Source organism: Streptomyces arenae (assembly GCF_022343545.1).
Taxonomy (GTDB): domain Bacteria; phylum Actinomycetota; class Actinomycetes; order Streptomycetales; family Streptomycetaceae; genus Streptomyces; species Streptomyces humi.
In genome coordinates, this window is sequence record NZ_JAKQYH010000073.1 from 97,665 (window position 1) to 118,724 (window position 21,060).

Annotated in this window: 17 protein-coding genes and 1 pseudogene; 9 read left to right on the forward strand and 9 right to left on the reverse strand. The window is 73.8% G+C overall.

All coding sequences use genetic code 11. The annotated features are described in order from the left end of the window. Window positions 1-166 precede the first annotated feature (166 nt). Together MB828_RS47015 and MB828_RS36055 are read left to right on the forward strand one after the other, a co-directional pair. Window positions 167-1,057, forward strand: a complete 891-nt coding sequence (locus MB828_RS47015) for a VanZ family protein (protein WP_430381479.1) — start codon at window positions 167-169, stop codon at window positions 1,055-1,057. A gap of 166 nt (window positions 1,058-1,223) precedes the next feature. After that, window positions 1,224-2,468 (forward strand): ricin-type beta-trefoil lectin domain protein, encoded by a 1,245-nt coding sequence (locus tag MB828_RS36055; protein WP_133022732.1) that lies wholly within the window; start codon window positions 1,224-1,226, stop codon window positions 2,466-2,468. 16 nt (window positions 2,469-2,484) lie between these two features. Here MB828_RS36055 and MB828_RS36060 read toward each other — a convergent pair whose 3' ends face one another. Next, window positions 2,485-2,742: a hypothetical protein gene (locus tag MB828_RS36060; RefSeq protein WP_133022731.1), complete on the reverse strand. Its 258-nt coding sequence runs from the start codon at window positions 2,740-2,742 to the stop codon at window positions 2,485-2,487. A gap of 67 nt (window positions 2,743-2,809) precedes the next feature. Between MB828_RS36060 and MB828_RS36065 the strand changes: the two genes are divergently transcribed. Both MB828_RS36065 and MB828_RS36070 read left to right on the forward strand, forming a co-directional pair. After that, window positions 2,810-3,862, forward strand: coding sequence for a PHP domain-containing protein (locus MB828_RS36065; RefSeq protein WP_301651849.1), 1,053 nt, complete (start codon window positions 2,810-2,812; stop codon window positions 3,860-3,862). Window positions 3,863-4,166: 304 nt separating this feature from the next. Next, complete coding sequence (locus MB828_RS36070; protein ID WP_301651850.1) at window positions 4,167-5,129, forward strand: SDR family NAD(P)-dependent oxidoreductase; 963 nt, start codon at window positions 4,167-4,169, stop codon at window positions 5,127-5,129. A gap of 24 nt (window positions 5,130-5,153) precedes the next feature. Here the strand turns inward: MB828_RS36070 and MB828_RS36075 are convergent, their stop codons facing one another. The 3 genes from MB828_RS36075 to MB828_RS36085 form a co-directional block, all read right to left on the reverse strand. Next, a complete protein-coding gene (locus MB828_RS36075) occupies window positions 5,154-5,378 on the reverse strand; it encodes a hypothetical protein (RefSeq protein WP_430381480.1) in 225 nt (74 codons plus the stop codon). Window positions 5,379-5,449: 71 nt separating this feature from the next. After that, complete coding sequence (locus MB828_RS36080; protein ID WP_133022728.1) at window positions 5,450-6,739, reverse strand: ROK family transcriptional regulator; 1,290 nt, start codon at window positions 6,737-6,739, stop codon at window positions 5,450-5,452. Window positions 6,740-6,949: 210 nt separating this feature from the next. Then, on the reverse strand, window positions 6,950-10,123 hold the full coding sequence (locus MB828_RS36085) for a bifunctional cytochrome P450/NADPH--P450 reductase (protein WP_301651851.1): 3,174 nt from the start codon (window positions 10,121-10,123) through the stop codon (window positions 6,950-6,952). 190 nt (window positions 10,124-10,313) lie between these two features. On the opposite strand from MB828_RS36085, the pseudogene MB828_RS36090 reads away from it, so the two are divergent. Further along, window positions 10,314-10,934 (forward strand): annotated as a pseudogene (locus tag MB828_RS36090) (PAS domain S-box protein); the annotation flags it as partial. Here MB828_RS36090 and MB828_RS36095 read toward each other — a convergent pair. After that, window positions 10,889-11,959 carry a DUF3626 domain-containing protein gene (locus MB828_RS36095; RefSeq protein ID WP_430381481.1) on the reverse strand — a complete coding sequence of 357 codons (1,071 nt, stop codon included), beginning with the start codon at window positions 11,957-11,959 and terminating at the stop codon, window positions 10,889-10,891. The pseudogene MB828_RS36090 and the gene MB828_RS36095 sit on opposite strands and share 46 nt — an antisense overlap. A 498-nt stretch (window positions 11,960-12,457) precedes the next feature. Between MB828_RS36095 and MB828_RS36100 the strand changes: the two genes are divergently transcribed. The 3 genes from MB828_RS36100 (at window position 12,458) to MB828_RS36110 (ending at window position 16,158) form a co-directional block, all read left to right on the forward strand. Beyond that, window positions 12,458-13,714 (forward strand): FUSC family protein, encoded by a 1,257-nt coding sequence (locus MB828_RS36100; RefSeq protein WP_301651852.1) that lies wholly within the window; start codon window positions 12,458-12,460, stop codon window positions 13,712-13,714. 53 nt (window positions 13,715-13,767) lie between these two features. After that, window positions 13,768-14,832 (forward strand): hypothetical protein, encoded by a 1,065-nt coding sequence (locus MB828_RS36105; RefSeq protein ID WP_301651853.1) that lies wholly within the window; start codon window positions 13,768-13,770, stop codon window positions 14,830-14,832. 123 nt (window positions 14,833-14,955) lie between these two features. Beyond that, window positions 14,956-16,158 carry a lactonase family protein gene (locus tag MB828_RS36110; RefSeq protein ID WP_301651854.1) on the forward strand — a complete coding sequence of 401 codons (1,203 nt, stop codon included), beginning with the start codon at window positions 14,956-14,958 and terminating at the stop codon, window positions 16,156-16,158. Here the strand turns inward: MB828_RS36110 and MB828_RS36115 are convergent. Together MB828_RS36115 and MB828_RS36120 are read right to left on the reverse strand one after the other, a co-directional pair. Further along, a complete protein-coding gene (locus MB828_RS36115) occupies window positions 16,126-16,854 on the reverse strand; it encodes a DUF2470 domain-containing protein (RefSeq protein ID WP_301651855.1) in 729 nt (242 codons plus the stop codon). The two genes, MB828_RS36110 and MB828_RS36115, sit on opposite strands and share 33 nt — an antisense overlap. A 113-nt stretch (window positions 16,855-16,967) precedes the next feature. Continuing rightward, window positions 16,968-17,573 carry a TetR/AcrR family transcriptional regulator gene (locus MB828_RS36120; protein WP_301651856.1) on the reverse strand — a complete coding sequence of 202 codons (606 nt, stop codon included), beginning with the start codon at window positions 17,571-17,573 and terminating at the stop codon, window positions 16,968-16,970. Window positions 17,574-17,681: 108 nt separating this feature from the next. Between MB828_RS36120 and MB828_RS36125 the strand changes: the two genes are divergently transcribed. Continuing rightward, window positions 17,682-19,220, forward strand: coding sequence for a cytochrome P450 (locus tag MB828_RS36125; protein WP_301651857.1), 1,539 nt, complete (start codon window positions 17,682-17,684; stop codon window positions 19,218-19,220). Here MB828_RS36125 and MB828_RS36130 read toward each other — a convergent pair. Both MB828_RS36130 and MB828_RS36135 read right to left on the reverse strand, forming a co-directional pair. Then, window positions 19,179-20,018 carry a pentapeptide repeat-containing protein gene (locus MB828_RS36130; protein ID WP_301651858.1) on the reverse strand — a complete coding sequence of 280 codons (840 nt, stop codon included), beginning with the start codon at window positions 20,016-20,018 and terminating at the stop codon, window positions 19,179-19,181. The genes MB828_RS36125 and MB828_RS36130 overlap by 42 nt on opposite strands. A gap of 9 nt (window positions 20,019-20,027) precedes the next feature. Next, on the reverse strand, window positions 20,028-20,945 hold the full coding sequence (locus MB828_RS36135; protein WP_301651859.1) for an AraC family transcriptional regulator: 918 nt from the start codon (window positions 20,943-20,945) through the stop codon (window positions 20,028-20,030). Window positions 20,946-21,060 lie beyond the last annotated feature (115 nt).

Sequence of the window (21,060 nt, forward strand, 5' to 3'; positions counted from 1 at the left end):
CGTGACCGTCGCCGACCACGGCGGCACGCGGGAACGCACCCGGAGTGCCCAGGGAGCGCACCCGGAAACCAGCGGACTGCTCCGGCCGCCGCCGGGTACCCGGCATCGCCGGGCGTTTCGGGGGTAACTGGCTTAGCACCCCGGAAGGTTGGAGAGTGGAGGACTGATGGCCAGCGCCGCCTCGCGCCTGCGCGGTACCAAGGGCGAGATGACCGAGGAGACGAAGAAGAACGGGGACACGGGCACGAGGGCGGGGCTGTTCACCAGGGCCGCACGCGTCGTCGGCGGCCACGGCACCGGGCCGGGCGCAGCCTCGAAGGGGGCCGCCCCCGCCGAGGCGGCGAGCCCCGGGAAGCGGACGTTCCTCGACAGACTGCGCGGTCCCGGCCCAGCGGCGGGCAGCGCCGGGGCCGCCGGGTCCACCAGGAAGACCACCGCGGCCGGGAAGGGTGCGGCGACCGGGAAGACCGCCGCGGACAAGAAGACGACGGCCGGCTGGAGGGGCGCGTTCGGCCGGAAGGGCGCCGGCGAGAAGGCCGGCGCCGGGAAGACCACCGCCGGGAAGGGCGCCGCCGCCGCCAAGGCCGGTACCGAGCGTCGTCCCCTTCCTCTCCCCCTGCGGCTGCTGGCCATGGCGTTGGCCTTCGCCGCGATGGTGGCGTTCGCCGTCGTACTGGCCGACCTGACGCTGGATCCGTCCCCGGCGTCCGTGTCGATCGCCCACACCAATCTGCACCCCGGCGCGACCCTCAAGCTCTATCTGGAGCAGCCCGCGTTCCGTGACGCCGTCAAGCAGATCGGTGGGAACGTCCTGCTCGGCGTCCCGTTCGGGATCCTCGTGCCGGTGCTCGCGCCGGGCGCCCGGGGCGTCCTGAAGGTGCTGCTGCTGACCGCCGTCGTGATGCTGCTGGTGGAGCTGGCGCAGGGCGCGCTGGTCACCGGACGGGCCTTCGACGTGGACGACGTCATCCTCAACACCGCCGGGGCGCTGCTGGGTTGGCTGCTCCTCGGCCGGCTGCTCGGTCGCGCGGTGCATGCCCGCAAGCGCAAGGCGTGACGACATCCCGATCATTCGGTACCGGCGGCCACGGCCGCCGGTACCGGTCTGTACCAAGGTATTGACGCCCACTTATCTCACTTCTTAAATCAAGAGGCGACGCCTTCACCCCCCACCCCCGGCCGGCCGCCTTACCGCGCCCGGCCGCCGTACGGAAGGAAGAGCCGTGGCCTCCCCACGCCTGCTCCGCAGATGTCTCTTCGCCGCGCTGTCCGCGGCACTGGTCGCGACGGCCGCCGTCGGGCCCGCGCGGGCCGCGTCCGCGTCCGCCGACGCCGGCGCGGCCGCCGTGACCTTCTCCGACAACTTCGACGGCGCCGCCGGTTCGGCGGTCGACTCCTCGAAGTGGACGCAGGAGACCGGCGACAACGTCAACAACCACGAACGGGAGTACTACACCTCGGGCACCAACAACGCGGCTCTCGACGGCCAGGGGCACCTGGTCATCACGGCCAAGAAGGAGAACCCCGCCAACTACCAGTGCTGGTACGGCACCTGCCAGTACACCTCGGCCCGGCTGAACACCTCGGGGAAGTTCAGCGCCCAGTACGGGCACGTCGAGGCCCGGATGAAGATCCCGCGCGGGCAGGGCATGTGGCCGGCGTTCTGGATGCTCGGCACCGACATCGGCTCGGTCGGCTGGCCCAACTCCGGCGAGATCGACGTGATGGAGAACGTCGGCTTCGAGCCCTCGACCGTGCACGGCACCATCCACGGCCCCGGCTACTCGGGTTCGAACGGCATCGGCGCGGCCTACTCGCTGCCCAACGGCCAGGCCTTCGCGGACGCCTTCCACACCTTCGCGGTCGACTGGGCGCCCAACTCGATCAAGTGGTCCGTCGACGGCACCGTCTACGAGACGCGGACGCCGGCCGACGTGGGCGGCAACACCTGGGCGTTCAACAAGCCGTTCTTTCTGATCCTGAACCTCGCCGTGGGCGGGTACTGGCCGGGCGACCCGAACAGTTCCACGGCCTTCCCGGCCCAGCTGGTGGTGGACTCGGTGTCGGTGACCACGAGCGACACGGCCACCGGCGTGGCGATCAAGGGCCTGGCCGGCAAGTGCGTGGACGTCGCCGGGGCGAACTCCGCCAACGGGACGCCCGTACAGCTCTACGACTGCAACGGCTCCACGGCCCAGCAGTGGACCGTGGGCTCGGACGGCACGATCCGCGCGCTCGGCAAGTGCCTGGACGTGACCAGCGGCGGCACCGCGGACGGCACCCCGGTCCAGCTCTACGACTGCAACGGCTCCGCAGCCCAGAAGTGGGCCGTCAGCTCGGCCCACGACATCGTCAACCCACAGGCGAACAAGTGCCTGGACGTCACCGGCAACAACTCGGCCAACGGCACCCGGCTCCAGATATGGACCTGCTCGGGCGGCGCCAACCAGAAGTGGACAGTCGGCTGAGCACCCGGCCCACCGGCTAGCGGCGCGGTGGGCGAGGGGTCCAGGTGAACTTGTCCCCGCCCACCCAGCACACCACGCCGGGGTCGTCGAGGTCGTGGACCGTGATGCCGTGGGCCGCGGCGACCGACAGCACCTCGGTGATGTCCCTCGCCTCGGCGACCACCTCGCCGTCGATCTCCACGATGCGGAAGGGCAAGGTGCCCGGCCTGCCGGTCATGACCCCGAGCACCAGGATCCGTGGCTGGGAGATGTGAGGGCTCGCTATCTCGGTCATGCAATCGAGGGTAGATCTCCGCGGGCGGAAGTGACCTGCCTGAGTCACCCTGTCGGTGGAGGTGGCCATGGACCCCGTCGAGGCGCTGGAACGGATCGCCTTCCTGCTGGAACGGGCGTCGGCCCCGACCTACCGGGTCCGTGCCTTCCGCACCGCTGCCCAGGTGCTGGGGGCCCTGCCCGCCGGGGAGACGGCCGCACGGGCGCGGGCCGGGACCCTGGAATCACTCAAGGGCGTGGGCCCGAAGACCGCCCAGGTGGTCCGGGAAGCGCTGGCCGGAGATTTGCCCGGATATTTGCGCCGGCTTGAGGAAGCGGCGGGTGAGCCTTTGACCGGCCCTGGCGCCGGGCTGCGCGCGTTGCTGCGCGGCGACTGCCATCTGCACTCGGACTGGTCCGACGGGGGCAGCCCGATCGGGGAGATGGGGCGTACCGCGGCCGCGCTCGGCCACGAGTGGGCGGTGCTCACCGACCACTCCCCGCGGCTCACGGTGGCCCGCGGGCTGTCCCCGGAGCGGCTGCGCGAGCAGCTGGAGGTGGTGGCCGGGCTCAACGCGGGGTGGGCGCCGTTCCGGCTGCTCACCGGCATCGAGTGCGACATCCTGGAGGACGGCTCGCTGGACCAGGAGCCGGAGTTGCTGGCGCGCCTCGACGTGGTCGTCGTCTCGGTCCACTCCAAGCTGCGGATGGACGCGCGCTCGATGACCCGGCGGATGGTGCGGGCGGTCCGCGATCCGCACGCCGACGTGCTCGGTCACTGCACGGGCCGCCTGGTCACGGGGCGCGGCCGTCCGGAGTCCGACTTCGACGCGGACGAGGTGTTCGCCGCGTGCGCCGCCTCGGGTACGGCCGTGGAGATCAACAGCCGTCCCGAGCGTCTCGACCCGCCCCGCCGGCTGCTGCGCCGGGCCGTGGACGCGGGGGTGCTGTTCTCGGTCGACACCGACGCCCATGCCCCCGGCCAGCTGGACTGGCAGATCCGCGGCTGCGCCCGGGCGGAGGAGTGCGGGGTGCCGGCCGAGCGCGTGGTGACCACCTGGTCCGCCGACGAACTGCTGGCCTGGACCCGGGAGGGGCGGCTGCCGGACCGGGTGGCCGACGGCCCGGCCACCGGCGGGTGACACGCATCACGTACCACCCCGGAACAGCGGGGAGAGGTTGCCCGTTGAACCATCCGTGGGAGCGGACGGGACAGTGTCCCCGGGCCTCACCTTCCGCCCACAGGGACGATCGTTCGGCTGAAGCCCTGTGGAGCGTCTCGCCGAGAGGCGACCGCCGTCCGCGCCCACCACCTGGCCGCCCCGGCCGCGAATCCCCCGTCGCGGCCGGGGCTTTCCGCTGTCCGGAGATGGTCCGCGGACGTCCGGAGCGGGCGGCGGGTCGTCGCTTGACTTCGAGCGCACTCGAATTCGTAGCGTGCGGTCCATGAGCACTACGACTCCTCAGCACAAGATCGGTTCCGGCTTCGGCGCGCACAGCACGGCCGACGACGTCCTCGCGGGCCTGGACCTCGACGGCAGGCTCGCGATCGTCACCGGCGGCTACTCCGGGCTCGGCCTGGAGACCACCAGGGCCCTCACCAAGGCGGGCGCCCGTGTCGTGGTGCCCGCGCGGCGCGCCGCGACCGCCCGCGAGGCGCTGGCCGGCCTGGAGCGCGTCGAGGTGGACGAGCTGGACCTCGGCGACCTGGACAGCGTGCGCGGCTTCGCCGAGCGGTTCCTCGTCTCCGGCCGGACCGTCGATTTCATGATCGACAACGCCGGGATCATGGCCTGCCCGGAGACCCGGGTCGGGCCCGGCTGGGAGGCCCAGTTCGCCACCAACCACCTCGGGCACTTCGCGCTCGTCAACCGGCTCTGGCCGGCCCTGGCGCCCGGCGGCGCCCGGGTCGTGTCGGTCTCCTCGCGCGCCCACCACTTCTCCGGGATCCGCTGGGACGACGTCCAGTGGGAGCGCGGCTACGACAAGTGGGAGGCGTACGGCCAGGCCAAGACGGCCAACGTGCTGTTCGCGGTGCACCTGGACCGGCTCGGCCGGGACGCCGGCGTACGGGCCTTCGCACTGCACCCCGGCGGCATCATGACCCCGCTCCAGCGGCACATCCCCCGCGCGGAGATGGTCGAGCGCGGCTGGATCGACGAGCAGGGCACCGTGCTGAACCCGCAGGGCTTCAAGTCGCCCGCGCAGGGTGCGGCGACCCAGACCTGGGCGGCGACCTCCCCGCAGCTGGACGGCATGGGCGGGGTGTACCTGGAGGACTGCGACATCGCCGACCCCGCCGTGGCGGGCGAACCGACCGGCGTGCGGGACTGGGCGGTCGACCCGGACCAGGCGGCCCGCCTCTGGGACCTCTCGGCCCGCCTCACCGGCGTCAACGCGTTCGCCTGAGACACCGGCCCGATCCGTGGGCGGTCAGTCCGCGGGCTCGTCGGGGGGCGGGGCATCGGGGTGCACCGACCCCGCGCTCGGGGCGCCCCTGGGGCCGGTGCCGGCCTCGTCGGTGTCGGGGACGGCGGTGTCGTCGGCCTCCTGGTCGGGGTCGCGGCCCTCGGCCGCCTCCCACGGGTCCCGGCCGGAGCCGGCCTGCTGGTCCGGCATGTCCCGGGGCACCGGCCTGCCGCCCTGCTGCTCTCCCACGGCGTACTCCCCTCACGGCGTCGTTCCGGGCATCCGGCGAGTACCTCGGCCGGGCGCGGCGAAACGCCGGGTCAGCGCGGAGTCCGCTCCTCCAGCGCGGTGCGCCAGGCGGGGAGGCGGTCCTCGCTCACCGGTTCCGCGCGACGCCCGCCACGGCTGAAGAAGTCGGCGAGGGGCAGGATGGCCGCGCCGACGGTGACCGCGTCAGGACCGAGCCGGCCCAGGTCGATGGTGACCTGCTCGGCCGGGTGGCGCAGCGCGTACGTGGTCGCGTACCGGCGTACGGCGGGCAGGAAGCGGGCGCCGAGCTGGAGGCCGGCCCAGCCACCGATCAGGATCCGCTCCGGCTGGAAGAGGTTGATCAGGTCGGAGAGGCCGGCGCCCAGGTACTCCGCGGTCTCCTCCAGGACGGCGAGCGCGACCGGGTCGGGCTCGGTGCCCTCGGACGGGTAGGCGGCGGCCAGCATGGCGGTGAGCGCGGTCTCCTCGTCGGTGCCCTCGGCGGGCCGGCCGCCCTCCTCGCGCCAGCGGGCGAGCAGCGACTCGGCGCCGGCGTACGCCTCCAGGCAGCCGAGCGCGCCGCAACGGCACCGGCGGCCCCGCACCCTTACCGTCAGATGCCCCCACTCCACCGCCCGGCCGTGCTCCACCTCCGCGGAGACCAGACAGGCACCGACGCCGGAGCCGAACAGCACCACGACCGCGTTGTCCGCGCCGCGGCCGGCCCCGAACCACATCTCGGCCTGGCCCAGGGTCTTGGCGCCGTTGTCGATGAAGTAGCGCACGGAATCCGGGAGTTGACTGCCGGAGCGAAGCAGCTCCTCCAACGGTACGGCGTCCCAGCCGATGGTCTGGCCGTGCACGACGGCGCCCCGGTCCGCGGTGTGCTCCACGATGCCGGGGACACCGACCCCGACGCCGAGCAGCAGTTCGGGCGAGGCTCCCTCGGTGGCGAGCACCTCGGCGATGCCGTCCCGGATGTGGCCGACGATCACCTCGACGTCGTAGCCCTGCTGTTCCAGGGGTCGCTCGGCACGGGCGAGTTCGGTGAGGGTGAGGTCGAACAGCTCGACGCGCACCCTGGTCTCGCCGACGTCCACGCCGATCATGTGGCCGCTGTGCGGGGCCACGCGGAGCAGCGTGCGGGGGCGGCCGCCGTCGGAGTCGACGCTGCCGGCCTCCTCGACCAGGCCGTCCGCGACCAGGTCGGCGACCACGTTGCTCACCGAGCCCGAGCTCAGGCCGGTGGCCGGGCCGAGCTCGAAGCGGCTGAGCGGGCCGTCGAAATAGAGACGCTGCAGTACGGCCGTGCGGTTGGCCCTCCTGAGGTCGCGTACCGTGCGCCCGTTCCGCCCCGCCATGTGGCTCCGCTCCCTTCACGAACCCTGCCCGACCTGCAACATACTCCTTCGGGGGGTGAGAAAGCGATATTTTCCCAACCCTTAGTTCACGATGTGAGCTAAGGGATTCGGGAACCATGGGCACGGGGCGTGCGGTGCGCCGCCGGCCGGTGGGGGCCGGCCGCGCGGTACCCCGCGCCCCTGACGGGGCGCTTCACCCCAGGGCGCCGATCAGGACGAGACGTACACATCCTCCAGGTAACGGCCGTCCCGCACCAAGGAATTCAGCCATTCCTCGGCGTTTCCCCCCGGTGTGCGGTCGCGGTAGATCGTACGGAACGCCTCCCGGGCGCCGGGGGCCATCCTGCCGCCGTCGCCGCAGACGTACACCTTCGCGCCCGCTGCCAGCAGGGCCCACACCTCGTCGGCCTCGGCCGTGACCCGGTGCTGGACGAAGGTGCCTGCCGTGCTGAAGGCCGGGCGCACCGAGACGGCACCGGCGGCCTCCGCCGTGCGCAGCTCCTCGGCGTGCAGGAAGTCCGCTTCAGGTGCGTCGCAGCCGAAGTAGCAGAGCGCGGGCGGGAGTTCGGCGCCCGAGGCGAGGGCCGCCGTGCGGTCGGCGACGGCGCCGCGGAAGGGGGCCAGACCGGTGCCCGCGGCGATCATGATCACTGGGACGGTGTGGTCGACCCGGAAGGCCTCCCGGCAGGGCTGGACGCGGGCGAGCAGGGTGTCGCCGGGGCGGAGCGACGTCAGGTGGCCGGAGCCGGTGCCCCGGTAGCGGCCCGCGCCGGACCTGGCGGGGGCGTCCAGGAGGGAGACCATCAGGTCGGCGTGGCCGGGGTCGGCGGCCGGGGACGAGGAGATCGAGTAGTGGCGCGGCTTCAGCGGGGTCAGAACGTCCAGGAGGCGGGGCCAGTCGAGGGCGCCGCGCAGCGCCGGGTGGTCCTCGACGATCTCGACCAGGGTGCGCGGGTCGCCGCCCTCTGAAGCCCCTGAGGCCAGGGCGGCCAGGGCGGCCCGCTCCGGCGGGCAGGGGTTGGCCTCGGAGAGCAGGGACAGCTGTCCGGCGTTCGGGCGCTCCTGCAACTCGACGTGCCGGGTGAGCAGTTCGTGCACCGTCAGCGGCCGGTCGACCGCCAGGCCGTCGCGCCGGGGGCGGGTGGCCCGGATGTCGAGGACGGTCTCCGGATCGACGCCGAGAGCGGTGGCCGCGCGCGTGACGAGCGCCGGGTCGTTGGCGGGGAGCACGGTCAGGTGGTCGGCGGTGCGGTAGGTGACGCCGGCCGGCAGGGCCACGCGCAGGAAACGCTTGGTGCGGGGGTGCCCGGCGGCGGTGAGGTCGTACGCCTCGGTGACCGTCATCGGGACGAGTCCGTGGCGTTCGGCGAGGGCGTCGAGGGGACCGCCGGTCAGCGCTCGGACCTGGTACGCGCTGGTGGGCTCCGGGGCCGCCGACGGAGCGGCGTCGGGGTCGCCGTACCGCTCCAGCAGGGCGGTGCGCAGCCCGGCGGTGAAGTCGCGGACCGTGCCGGTCAGGTCGCCGGAGGCGTCGGCGGCGACGCGGCCGGTGAGGCGGGTGGCGCCGAGTTCGGCCAGTCGGGTGTCGATCCGGGTCGGGAAGTGCTGGTAGGTGGCGGCCCAGTTGCGGTCGCCGACGCCGAGCACCGCGTAGGTCACGCCGGTGAGGTCGGGGGTGCCGTCGAGCCAGGCGGCGAAGGCGGTGGCGTCGTCGGTGGGACGCCCGTTGTAGGAGGCGGCGGTGATGACCACCGGCCGGTCGGTGGGCAGCCCGGCGGCGTACGCGTCCAGCGCCGCCACCTCGGTGTCGCAGCCGAGGCCGGCCGTCTCGTCGGCGAGCCGGGCGGCGAGGTCCCGGCAGGTGCCGTAGTTGCTGCCGTGCAGCAGGAGGGCGCCGGTGCCGGTGCGGACCCTGGCCGGGAGGGCGGCCGTCCGCCGCGGGTCCTGCACGGCCGCCGGCCGGGCACCGGGCAGCGGCGGGTGGAGGCGGTCGGCGGGGGTGCGCGGGGCCAGGGTCAGGGTGAAGCCCTCGGGCTTGAGGGTGAGGGTCTCCTTGACCGTGAGCGCGTACCGGTCGTGGTCCTGGATCCGGTAGCGGTGCACCAGCATGGCCAGCAGCATGGTTGCCTCGTGCAGGGCGAACTGCCTTCCGATGCAGGCGCGTTCACCGGTACCGAAGGGCTTGAAGGCGTGCACGGGGCGGGCCGCCTCGGCCTCCGGCGTGAACCGGGAGGGGTCGAAGAGCTCGGGGTTGTCGCCCCAGACCGGCTGCCGGTGCAGCATCGGCGCGAGCACCGTGACGGACTGTCCGGCCGTCAGCGGCACCCGTCCGCCGAGCAGGGTGTCGTCGAGGGCGTGCCGGCTGAACGCGGCCGCGGTCGGCCACAGCCGCAGTGCCTCGTTGAGCACCTGCCGGGTGTAGGTGAGGCGGCCGACCTCGTCGTAGCTTGGCTCCGGGTCGGGCGTGTCGCCCCAGAGCGCGTCCGTCTCGCGCTGTACGAGCCGGAGCGCGGTGGGGTGCTTGGCCAGGTAGTACAGGGCGAAGGACATCGCGCCGGAGGTGGTCTCGTGGCCGGCGATGAGGAAGGTGATGACCTGGTTGCGGATGTTGGCCCGGTCCAGGGTGGTGCCGTCGTCGGGGTGCCGGGCGGACAGCATCAGGCCGAGCAGGTCCTGCGCCGCGCTCTGGTCGGTGCCGGTGCGGGAGGCGATGACGTCGTCCACGACCCGGGCGAGGTGGTCGGCGTCGGCCCGGAAGGCGGCGTCCGCCGCCGAGTGGTCGGTGCCGGGCCTGCGGGCCAGGCGGGTCATGCTCCACTCCAGGCAGCGGACCATGGACTCGACGAAGGGGTGGGGTTCGGTGCGCCCGAAGGAGCCGAAGTCGTATCCGAAGCCCGCGAGGCCGATGGTGTCGAGGGTCATCCGGGTCATGTCGTCCGGTACGTCCACCGGCCGGCCGTCGCGGGCGGCCCGGTCCCAGGACGCGATCAGCCGGCGGGCGACCCGCAGCATCACCGGGTGGTAGGTGCGCATCGAGCCGAGCGCGAAGGCGGGCATCAGGATGTCGTGCGCCTTGGCCCAGTTGGGCTCGTCGTTGTAGGCGGTGAACAGTCCGTCGGCGGCGAACGCGCGGACGTTCTCCAGGGCGGGCCCGACGTGCTTGGCGAACCGCTGCTCGTCGGCGAGGTCGGCGACCAGGTCGGTGTCGGCGACGAACAGGGTGTCCCGTCCGTGCAGCCGTCGTACCAGGACCGGACCGTGTTCCCGCATCAGGCCCATGACCTGCTGGATCGGGGTGCGGCCGGGTCCGGTGGCGGTGATGTCCACGACGGGGACGCCGGTCAGGGGCTCAGCGGTGTCGGGGTGCGGCGCGGTGGGGGGCATGGCGCGACAACTGCCTTTCGCGGTACGGAAGTCCTGCGTTCCAGCGTGGTCCTCGGGGAACGCGGCAGGACGCCGTCGCACTACACGAACGTGCAGTCGGAAATCGCCTCCGGGTCTTGCGCGGCGCCGGTGAAGTTGCCTCTGACCTGGCTGGTCGCCTTGGATGAGGGAGAGAGGAGCGGTGGTGGACATGGCGACGGGCGGGCTCGACGGCGTGGTGTGGCGCAACCGCGCCCTGACCCTGTTCGACCGGGTGTCGGTACCGGTCGCGGTGTGCGACGTGTACGGGCTGGTGGTGCTGGCCAACCCGGCGATGGCCGCCGAGTGCGGTACGACGCCGGGGCGGCTGCGCGGCCGGGACGTGCTGGACCTGTTCCGGCCGCAGGAGGAGGCCCAGGTGGAGCGGATCGCCGAGGCGCTGCGGCTGCGGCACCGCTCGCGCTACCAGGTGTCGGTACGGTGGCGGGCGCCCGAGGGGGCCGAGCGGTACGGGGAGTTGACGGCTGATCCGGTGAGCGAGTCCGTGGGCGGGACGCCGTCGCTGCTGGTGATGCTGCGGGTGGCCGGCGAGCGCACGGCGTCCGGGTCGGAGCCCGCGCCGGTCAGCGCGGTCGAGGGCCGGGTCCTGGCGCTGCTGGCCCGGGGCGCCACCACCGCCCAGGCCGCCCGCGAGCTGGGCCTGACCCGGGACGGCGTCACCTACCACCTGCGTCGGCTGTCGGCCCGCTGGGCCGCGGCCAACCGCACCGAACTGGTGGCCCGCGCCTACGCCCTGGGCGTACTGAGTCCGGACGTCTGGCCACCGGCCCCGGCCGGTTCGTGGGCCGCGGCCGAGCCGCGGGCCGCAGGCGAGTCGCGGGCCGCGGCCGGTTCACAAGCCTCGACCGAGCCGCGAGCCTCGACCGAGCCGCGGGCCGCCGCCGGATCACGCGCCTCGACCGAGCCGCGAGCCTCGGCCGAGCCGCGGGCCGCGGGCGAGTAGGCCGTGCCGGCGCCCTCCGGAGCGCCGAAGCGGGCCAGGGTGTGCCACACCATCTTCAGGTCCTGGATCGCGTACCGGCCGGTGCGGGCCGCGTCGCCGATGATCCGCGGGTCGACCACGCCCTTCTCGGCGATCCGGGCGCCGAGTTCGGCGTACTCCGGGCCCCGGTAGTCGCCGTGGCGGCGCAGCTCCGGCACGGTGAGCCGGTAGCCGGGGTGCCATTCGACCGGGAACGGCAGCAGGCGGGCCGCCGTCTCCACGTCGGTGCCCCGGTAGGCGGCGTCCAGGACCAGGGCCTCCACGTCCCGGTCCAGCCGGACCCCGCCGTGCACCTGGGCCTCGATGTAGTCGTTCAGCGCGTCCTGCTCGTCGGCCTCGGCCAGGGCGAGCAGGTGCGTGCCGGCGGCGACTCCGAAGTCCGTCGGCTCGGCCGCGCTGTCGGGGTAGCAGAAGGTGGCCCGGTCCAGGGCCGGCCCGGTCAGCCTCAGGTGTGCGGAGCCGAACCGCGGAGCGGCGCCGACGACCTGCCGGCGGAAGTTCAGCGCGCCGTACACGGGCCGCTCGGCCGGGGCGGCGTCGTCGTAGCGGCCGCCGAAGATCCGGCTCTCCCAGCGCCAGCGGTCGCCGCCCGGGTGCGCGGTGAGCCCGCCGTTGCCGGTACCCGTGACGAACTGCGAGTGGTAGACGCCGTCGCGGGCCAGCGCCCGGAGGATCGGCCGGCCGGCGGACAGCCGGTCGGGGTGGAAGTTCAGGGTGATCCGCAGACCGGGGTCCAGGACCGGTCCCGAGGACAGCGCGGCCACATGGCGCAGCGCCGCCACGGCCCGCCCCGACCCGACCTCCGCGAACCCCATCAGATCGCCCTCCCCTACCGCTGAACCCCGACGTCCGCCGACCGTATCCGATCACCTCCAGCCGGGTCGTACCGATTTCGAAGACGACGACCGAGGACGCTTCCCCGGCACGGGGCCGGCCAAGGACGCACCGTCTGTGTATCGGTCACCTGTCGCGGATCCACCGGACCCGGGCCCAGCGCGGCGGCTCCGACATGAGCGGCTCGGCCGGACGGCAGGGCGGCGCCCGAGCCGAGCGGCACGGCGGGGGCGCCCAGAGGCGAGATCTCCGGCGTCGGAGCGGCCGCGGGGAAGGCGGATCTTCGGTGTGGGGTGGGTGGCGGTGGGGTTTCGGTGTGGGAGCGGTACCGGCGCGGCAAGTCCTTCGGTGGTCGGCCCCCGGGGGCCCGGTCTCCGGGCACCCTCCGTAATCCGCTCTGGTCATCCAGCCACTAGCGCGCGTGAGTGATCTGCGGAGAATACGTTCGACGTGTCGTGCGAGTGGGAACAGGCCAAGGGATGCAAGACGTACAGAAGTGGGCCGAGAGCCTGCCGCGAGTGCTGCGGCGGCATCGGGACCCGGTGGTCGTCCAGACGCTGCGATCGGCCACCGCGGCCACGATCGCCTACGTCGTCGCGCTCCGCCTGAGTCCGGAACCGGCGCCCCTCACCGCCCCGCTGACCGCGCTGCTGGTCGTACAGGTCACCCTCTACGCCACGCTGACCAACGGCTTCCGCCGGGTGAACGCGGTGGTGGCCGGTGTGCTGGTCGCCATCGCCTTCAGCCAGCTGGTCGGGCTGACCTGGTGGAGCCTCGCGCTGCTGATCGTGGCCTCGCTGGGGGTGGGGCACCTGGTGCGCGTCGACGAGTACATCCCCGAGGTGGCGATCAGCGCCATGCTGGTGCTCGGGGTCACCACGATCAGCAGTACCGCCTGGGCCCGGATCGTGGAGACCCTGATCGGCGCGGTCGTCGGCATGGCCTGCAACCTGCTGCTCCCACCCCCGGTGTGGGTGGACGAGGCCGGTGAGTCCATCGAGGGGCTGGCCCGCCGGCTCCGGCAGCTGATGCTGCGCATGGGCGACGAGGCCGCGGAACTCACCCCGTGGCAGCGGGCCGCCGAACGGCTGCACGAGGCCCGTCGGCTCGACCACGCGATCGTGGAGGTGGACGCGGCGCTGCGGCAGGCCGAGGACAGTCTGCGGCTCAATCCCCGGGTCAGGGAGGGTCTGCTGCACCGGGTGGTGCTGCGCACCGGCCTGGACACCCTGGAGATCTGCACGGTCGTGCTGCGTGTGCTCGCGCGGACCTTCACCGACCTGGCCAAGGCGCGTGAACCCGAACCGCTGTTCGCGTCGGACGCGGGGGTGGCCGTCGAACAGCTGCTGTCCCAGATCGCCGACGCCGTGGTCAGCTTCGCGGTGCTGGTGACGACCAGCATCAGCGAGAACGCGGAGTCGGCCGAGGCCCGGCTGGCCGCCGAGCTGCACACCGCGACGGGCACCCGTGACAAGCTCGCCGAACTGCTCCGGGACGAGATCCGCACCGACGACCGCGACTGGCAGCTGCTGGGTGCCGTCCTGACCGAGGTGAACCGGATGATCGACGAGCTGGACACCGAGCACCGCACCCGGCGGCTGCTGGAGGAGCTGGACCGGGTCTCCAGCGAGCAGCGCGCCAAGCGGCCGCCGTGGCTGACCTGGCTGCGGGAGCGGGTGGGCGTGCCGGAGCAGCTGCGCCGGAACCGGGGCAGGGGTCCGGGGCGTTCTCTGTGAGGGACGGGAAGGCACGAAACGGGAATGTCCGGGACGGGGAAGGGGGCACGCCGATGACCGACACGGCGGTGCGGATCGACGGGAACACGCTGCGGCTGCCCGGCGGCGCGGCGGTGCGGTTCGTCCGCACGCTGCGGCTGCCGGAGACGGGCACGCACGCGCTGCCGCCGGGGCTCGGCGAGTTCCCGGTCCGGCGGGTGGCGGACTACCCGGCCACGGCGCCCGCCGAGTGGCGGGCGCGGGGCGGTGTGATGCTGCCGGTGTACCTGCGCGAGGCGATGTGGCTGAGCTTCGCGGGCACGGCCGAACCGGCCGCCCTCCAGGTGGGCGTCGGCAAGGTGTGCGCGGTCTCCGGGGAGCCGTGGAGCGACCGGCTGTCCCGGGACCCGCAGAACTACCTGGTGCTGCCCCGGCAGCCCTGGCTGGACGGCATCAACTCCGGGAAGGGCACGGTCCGCCAGTTCGTGGCGGTGCCGCTGGGCCTCGGTGCCACGGTGGAGGGGCAGGTCACCGGCGAGGAGGTGTGGGGCGGTGTGCAGCTCCGCTCCTTCGCGCTCCGGGACGAGCCGCTCGCCGCCTGGCGGCACGCGGAGCGGCTGCGGCAGGAGCGGCTGCGCCGGAAGCGGACCCGCGGGGCCGGTGCGACGGGCGGCCCCGGCCCGGCCGGCGGCTACGGCGCGGCGCTGCCGATGATGTCCGCGGCCCCCGCCGCGCCCGCGCCCGGCGCCGCGCCCTCCCCGAGGATGGGTCTCGGCGTCGGCGGCACGATGCACCAGGAGGTCTACGAGGACGACCGGCCGCTGCGGGACTGGTCCGATACCCCGGCCGGCCGGGTCTTCGTGCACCTGGTCACGCCCCCCGAGTGGCGCCGCATCACGGGCGAGGCGCCCCCGCCGTCGCCGGTGGACCGGGCTGCCTACACCCGCGCCGGGCTGCCCTGGTACGACTACTACGACGAGGACGCCCGGGATCTGGCCCCCGCCGACACCCTGGAGGCGGTGAAGCCGGTCGGCGACTGGCTCGGCGAGGACCTGGAACCCTGGCAGCAGCCGTCCCCGGAGCAGGTGATCCCGCTGAAGGACCCGCCGGGCAAGCCGGTGGAGGACGGCGACTGGTAGACCGCCCCCGACACCCGCTCCCATTGCAGCATGCGCAACGTTCGTTGCCGTTCTTGCGTTCGCTCGCCGGTACACGCCAAGGTTGCGTGACGACCGAGGCGACCGACGACCTGAGGTGCGGGCATGGGCAGTGGTACGGAAGCGACGGGTGGCGGCTGGAGCAGGCGCCGGTTCGTCGGCGCGCTGGCGGGCGCCGCGGCGGTGGTGGCGGTCCCGGCCCCGGCCGCGCCGCCCGCGGAGGCGCCCCGCACCGCCCCACGGACGGCGGCGAAGTCCCCGGCGAAACCGGCTTCCGGTCCCCGCCCGCTCTACCTCGGCACCTACACCTCGGTGGCCGGCGACGGGACCGGCATCGGCCTCGCCGACTACGATCCGGCGACCGGCGAGATCACCGGCACCGGCACGCTCACCGGCGTCACCGACCCGTCGTACCTGGCCGTCCACCCGGACGGGCGCACGCTGTACGCCGTGAACGAGCACGCGGCCGGGAGCGTCACCGCCGTACGGCTCGCGGACCGGAAGGTCCTCGGCAGCCGCGGCACGGGCGGGGCGGGCCCCTGCCATCTCTCGGTGCATCCCACCGGCCGCTGGCTGCTGAGCGCCAACTACACCTCGGGCAGCGTGGCCGTGCACCCGATCGACGCCACGGGCGCCCTCGGTGAGCGCACGGCCCTGGCCACGCACTCCGGTCCGGCGCCCGGGCCCGGCCAGCAGGGCCCGCACGCCCACCAGTTCGTCACCAGCCCGGACGGCGGTCACGTCCTCGCCGTCGACCTCGGCACGGACACCGTCTACACCTACCGCCTCGACCTCGCGAAGGGCACGCTCACCGAACTCTCGCAGGCGCACACGAGACCGGGGGCGGGCCCCCGCCACCTGACCTTCCACCCGGGCGGGCGGTACGCGTACCTGGCCGACGAGGTGGACGACACGGTCACCGTGTGCGGGTACGACCCGGCCACCGGCAGGCTCACCGTCGGCGAGCCGCAGTCCACCGGCAGCAGGGCGGGCACCACCAACTACCCGGCCCAGATCCTGGTCACCGCGGACGGCGCCTACGCCTACCTCGCCAACCGCGGCGACAACACGCTGGCCAGGTACGCCGTCGAGGCCGACGGGGCCCGGTTGCGGCTGCTGGACACGGTGCCGGTGCACGGGGACTTCCCCCGGCAGATCGCCTTCTCCCCGGACGGCCGGCTGCTGTTCGCCGCCAACCAGCGGTCCGGCACCGTGAGCGTCTTCACCGTCGATGCGGCCGGCGGTGGACTCCGGCTCGCCGGCGAGCCGTTCGCGTCACCGGTCGCCGTCTGCGCGCTGCCGCTGTAGCGTCCGCGGGCAGGACGCGGCGGCGGCCTGGGCCAGCAGGACGTGTATCCGCTCGGTGAGTTCGGCGACGTCGTCGGCGGGCGCGTGGAAGGTGAGCCGAACGTCGCCGTGGGCGCGGGCGCGTTCGATGCGCAGGGTGAGCCCGTGCCGGTCGACGGCCAGGGGCTGGACCCGGGTGGCGGCGTGCAGGCTGTCCGGCTCGACGAGGCGGGTGAGCCGCTCGACGGCGTCCGGATGGGCGTCGGCGAGGTGGGTCAGCAGTCCGGCCTCGGCCCCGGCCAGCGGGTCGGGGCGCGCGGCGGCGAACTCGTCGAGGTCGACGACCACCGCGCCGGAGGGCCGGCGCAGCACCACCCGGGTGGGGTGGAAGACGAGCTGCTCGTCGGTGGGGGCGAACCAGCCCGCCATCCAGAGCCGGGCCCGGACCCGGCCCCGCACCGGGACGGGCGCGACGTCGGCGAACTCCAGCACCGCGGCCGGCTCGCCGCGCGGGGCGCAGATCGCCGCCGTGAGCAGGGCGCTGTCCTCGGGCACGTGCAGCAGCACCCGGCCGTCGTCGGCGACGGCGTGCGCGCCGACGAACTCCTCGCGTCCGCCGTCCGCGGTCACCATGCACGACCACGCGACGGCGAGCAGGGACCGGGCCTGCTCCGCCGCACCGGGTCCGGCCGCCCAGGCTGCCTGTTCGTCACCCATCCCGAAACCTCCTTAGGTAAGCCTCACCTAACTTACCGAAGATCCAGAGGTACGCCAACCACGCGCCGCGACACGCACACGACGGACAGGGGCGGGGAGACCGGCCACGACGGTCAGGAGAGGACGCCCAGCAGGGCCCGTGCGCAGAGGTCCCGCACCTGCTCCCGCGTCAGTTCTTCGGTGCGCAGCCACTCCAGGCAGACGTGCGTGGTGAAGGCGAGCCAGCCGCGGACCGCGAGGCGGGTGTCGGGGCGCCGGTCGAGAGCGGGACCGAACTCCGGGTCCGCGGCCAGGGCGGCGAGGATCTGACGCTCCTGCGCCGCCTGCGCCTGCCGGTAGACCCGGCGCACGGCCTGGTCCCCGGAGGCCTCGGCGCGATGGAAGGCGCGGAAGCCGTGGGCGTGCGCGTGGACGTACTCGAGGTAGACGTCGAGACCGGCGGTGAGCTGCTCGCGGGCGGGGACGCCGGGCTCGGCCGCCGTCAGCCGCAGCATCCGCTCACTCTCCCGCTCCACCACGGCCGCGAAGAAATCACGCTTCGTCGGAAAATAGTGGTACAGCAGCCCCCGGGAGACCCCCGCGATCTCGGCTACCTGCTCGATCCACACGTCGTCGTACGGGCTCTCGGAGAAGAGCCTGGCCCCGACCGAGAGGAGTTGCTCACGGCGCTCCACGGTGCTCAGTCTGCGGCGGCTGCGCTCACCCTGGTTCGCGACCATGTCCGCACTTTACTTGACGCCGGTTCAACAACGGGTCGAGACTGAAAGCGCTTATTGAACCCACGTACAACTAGCTCAACCTGCCGCAGCATCGAGGGAGATCGCGTCATGGCGGAGACGGTCACGCAGCCTGGGTCGGGGGCGGACGGCCCGCTGCCGAAGGGGTTCCGGGGCGCCGAGCAGGGCTGGCCCGAGCTGCACCGGATCCCGCACCCGCCGCGTCGGCTGCCGCTCCTCGGCGACGTCCTGGGCGTCGACCGGCGCACCCCCGTGCAGGACTCGATGCGGCTGGCCGGGCAGCTGGGCCCGGTCTTCCGGCGCAAGGCGTTCGGCAACGAGTTCGTGTTCGTGTGGGGCGCCGCGCTCGCCGCCGACATGGCCGACGAGTCCCGGTTCGCCAAGCACGTCGGCCTGGGCGTCGCCAACCTGCGCCCGGTCGCCGGGGACGGCCTGTTCACGGCGTACAACCACGAGCCGAACTGGCAGCTCGCGCACGACGTCCTCGCCCCCGGGTTCAGCCGGGAGGCCATGGAGGGCTACCACGCGATGATGGTGTCGGTGGCGGGCCGGCTGACCGACCACTGGGACCGGGAGCAGGCGGCCGGGCGGTGGGTGGACGTGCCCGGGGACATGACCAAGCTGACCCTGGAGACGATCGCGCGCACCGGGTTCGGGCACGACTTCGGGTCGTTCGAACGGGACCGGCCGCACCCCTTCGTGACCGCGATGATCGGCACCCTCACCTACGCCCAGCGCCTCAACAGCGTGCCCTCGCCGCTGGCCCCGCTGCTGCTGCGGCAGGCCTCCCGGCGCAACGCGGCCGACATCGGCTTCCTCAACCGCACGGTCGACGAACTGGTCGCCGAGCGGCGCCGCACCGGCCCCGCGGAGGGCGACCTGCTGGACCGGATGCTGGAGACGGCCCACCCGGAGACGGGCGAGCGGCTGTCCGCCGAGAACGTCCGCCGCCAGGTGATCACCTTCCTGGTGGCCGGCCACGAAACCACCTCGGGCGCCCTCTCCTTCGCCCTGCACTACCTCGCCCTGCACCCCGGGATCGCCGCCCGGGCCGCCGCCGAGGTGGACCGGGTCTGGGGCGACACCCCCGCGCCGGGCTACGACCAGGTGGCCAAGCTGCGCTATCTGCGCCGGGTCCTCGACGAGTCGCTGCGGCTGTGGCCGACCGCCCCCGCCTTCGCCCGCGAGGCCCGCCGGGACACCGTGCTCGCCGGCGAGCATCCGATACGCCGGGGCGGCTGGGCGCTGGTCCTGACCCCGATGCTGCACCGCGACCCGGAGGTGTGGGGGCCGGACGCCGACCGCTTCGACCCGGACCGTTTCGAGGCGAAGGCCGCCCGGGGCCGGGCCCCGCACACCTTCAAGCCGTTCGGAACGGGCGCCCGCGCCTGCATCGGCCGCCAGTTCGCCCTGCACGAGGCGACCCTGGTCCTCGGCCTGCTGCTGCGCCGCTACGAGCTGACGGCCGACCCCGGCTACCGCCTGACGGTGACCGAACGGCTGACGCTCATGCCGGAGAAACTGCGGCTGCGGCTCGAACGGCGGCGCCCCGCACCGGCACCGGTGCCGGTGCCGGACACGTCCGGCTCAGCGGACGGCGGCTGTCCAGTGCACGGGACGGGTGACTGACTCCGGCAGCCGGGTCCCGGCACTCCCCCGCGCCGCGTCGACCTGCGGCTGGGTCAGGAAGAACGCACCCGTCAGATCCGCGTCGGTGAGGTCGGCGTCCCGCAGGTCGGCACCGATCAGATCCGCGTCGCGCAGGTCGGCGCCGGTGAGGTCGGCGGCGATCAGATAGGCCCCGCGCAGGCTAGCGCCTCGCAGGTCGGCGCCCCTGAGCCGGGCTCCCATCAGATCCGCGCCCCGGCGGTCCTTCGTCCGGCCCCGGCTCCGGACGCCCGTGCGGGCCAGCTCACTGGCGCGCAGCAGCAGTGCGTTCACGTCCTGCCGGTGGGCGGCCACGTCCAGGGCGGCGAGTTCCTCGGGCGTGCCGAGGGCGAGCGCCTCGGTCCTGTCCAGCAGCGCCTCGAGCTCGGCGTGCACGGGCCGGGCGGCGGGCAGGGCGAGCGCGGCCGTCAGATACCAGAGGAGTTCGTGCAGCTGCCGTACGACGGGGAAGACGTCCACCATCCGGCGGACGTGCTCCGGGGGGCCGCTGCGCCAGTCCCGGCCGCCGAAGGTCACCTGGGAGACCCGCTGGCCCGCGCCGAAGCAGTCGTAGACCGTGCAGCCGGCGAACCCGCGCCCGCGCAGCTCGGTGTGGATCCCGCAACGGTGGTCGCCGCCGAGGTTCCGGCAGGGCGTCCCGGCGGGTTTGGTGACCGCGAAGTCGGCCGAGGCGGTGAACGGCAGGGCGACACAGCACAGGCCGAAGCAGCGGGAGCAGTCTCCGCGCAGCCGCGACGGTCCGGATATCTGTTCTGGCATCCGTCCAGCCTACGGACCTGCGAGGACTGCCACCTCCGCGTTTCTCAGGCGGGCCGCGTCCGCGCCGGGCGGCCGGCCGAACTGCCGCCGGTACTCGCGGCTGAACTGGGAGGCGCTGTCGTAGCCCACCGCGTAGCCGACGTCGGCGATGTCGTCGGTACTGCTCATCAGGCGCAGCCGGGCCTCCTGGAGGCGGATGTGCTTCTGGTACTGGATCGGGGTCATCGCGGTGACCGCCCGGAAGTGCCGGTGGAACGGGGAGGCGCTCATCCCGGAGAGCCGGGCGAGGTCCTCCACGCGCAGCGGTTCGGTGTAGTGCTCGCGGATGAAGCGGACGGCCCGGCTGATCTGGGTGAGGCGGCTGTCGGCGAGCCCGATCTGCCGGACCAGCGCGCCCTGTTCGCCGGTGATCAGCCGCCACAGGATCTCGCGTTCGACCATCGGGGCGAGGACGGGGATGTCGGCGGGCCGGTCGAGCAGCCGGACCATGCGGACCACGGCGTCGAGGAGGTCGGCCGAGGCGTCGCCGACCGCGAGGGCGGGCAGGTCGTCCGTGCGGCGGCGGCCGGTGCCGGCTCGCGGGCCGGTGCCGGACTCCAGGAGCAGCGCGGCGAGCCGGGCGGGCCTGATGCGCAGGCCGAAACCGAGGAAGGGCCGGTCGGGGGTGGCCCGGGTGCAGTGGCCGGAGACCGGCAGGTCCACCGAGACGACCAGGTACTGGCCCACCTCGTAGTCGTAGATCCGGCCGCCCAGCGTGAGTCGTTTCGCGCCCTGGGCGACCAGCGCGAGGACGGGGTCGACGATGCCCGAGCGGGGGCCGGTCGGCCGCTCGGCGCGGGTCAGCAGCAGCCCGTCGATCGCGGGGACGGCGTCGGCGTCACGCGGGGCGTGCCGGTCGATCAGGGCGCGCAGTTCGTCGAGGGACACGCTCGATTCAAACGCCGCGCGGGGCCGGCCGCAACGCCCCCGCCGTCCACATCGACAGGATCGTGCAAGCCGCCGGTCCGATCGCCCTAACGTTCCCGCAGCTCAGGCTGGTTTG

Excerpts from the sequence above, each read along its gene's own strand:
- MB828_RS47015 (WP_430381479.1), top strand. The coding sequence starts at position 167 with ATGGCCAGCGCCGCCTCGCGCCTGCGCGGTACCAAGGGCGAGATGACC.
- MB828_RS36060 (WP_133022731.1), bottom strand. The coding sequence starts at position 2,742 with ATGACCGAGATAGCGAGCCCTCACATCTCCCAGCCACGGATCCTGGTG.
- MB828_RS36065 (WP_301651849.1), top strand. The coding sequence starts at position 2,810 with ATGGACCCCGTCGAGGCGCTGGAACGGATCGCCTTCCTGCTGGAACGG.
- MB828_RS36070 (WP_301651850.1), top strand. The coding sequence starts at position 4,167 with ATGAGCACTACGACTCCTCAGCACAAGATCGGTTCCGGCTTCGGCGCG.
- MB828_RS36080 (WP_133022728.1), bottom strand. The coding sequence starts at position 6,739 with ATGGCGGGGCGGAACGGGCGCACGGTACGCGACCTCAGGAGGGCCAAC.
- MB828_RS36085 (WP_301651851.1), bottom strand. The coding sequence starts at position 10,123 with ATGCCCCCCACCGCGCCGCACCCCGACACCGCTGAGCCCCTGACCGGC.
- MB828_RS36095 (WP_430381481.1), bottom strand. The coding sequence starts at position 11,959 with ATGGGGTTCGCGGAGGTCGGGTCGGGGCGGGCCGTGGCGGCGCTGCGC.
- MB828_RS36100 (WP_301651852.1), top strand. The coding sequence starts at position 12,458 with ATGCAAGACGTACAGAAGTGGGCCGAGAGCCTGCCGCGAGTGCTGCGG.
- MB828_RS36105 (WP_301651853.1), top strand. The coding sequence starts at position 13,768 with ATGACCGACACGGCGGTGCGGATCGACGGGAACACGCTGCGGCTGCCC.
- MB828_RS36110 (WP_301651854.1), top strand. The coding sequence starts at position 14,956 with ATGGGCAGTGGTACGGAAGCGACGGGTGGCGGCTGGAGCAGGCGCCGG.
- MB828_RS36115 (WP_301651855.1), bottom strand. The coding sequence starts at position 16,854 with ATGGGTGACGAACAGGCAGCCTGGGCGGCCGGACCCGGTGCGGCGGAG.
- MB828_RS36120 (WP_301651856.1), bottom strand. The coding sequence starts at position 17,573 with ATGGTCGCGAACCAGGGTGAGCGCAGCCGCCGCAGACTGAGCACCGTG.
- MB828_RS36125 (WP_301651857.1), top strand. The coding sequence starts at position 17,682 with ATGGCGGAGACGGTCACGCAGCCTGGGTCGGGGGCGGACGGCCCGCTG.
- MB828_RS36130 (WP_301651858.1), bottom strand. The coding sequence starts at position 20,018 with ATGCCAGAACAGATATCCGGACCGTCGCGGCTGCGCGGAGACTGCTCC.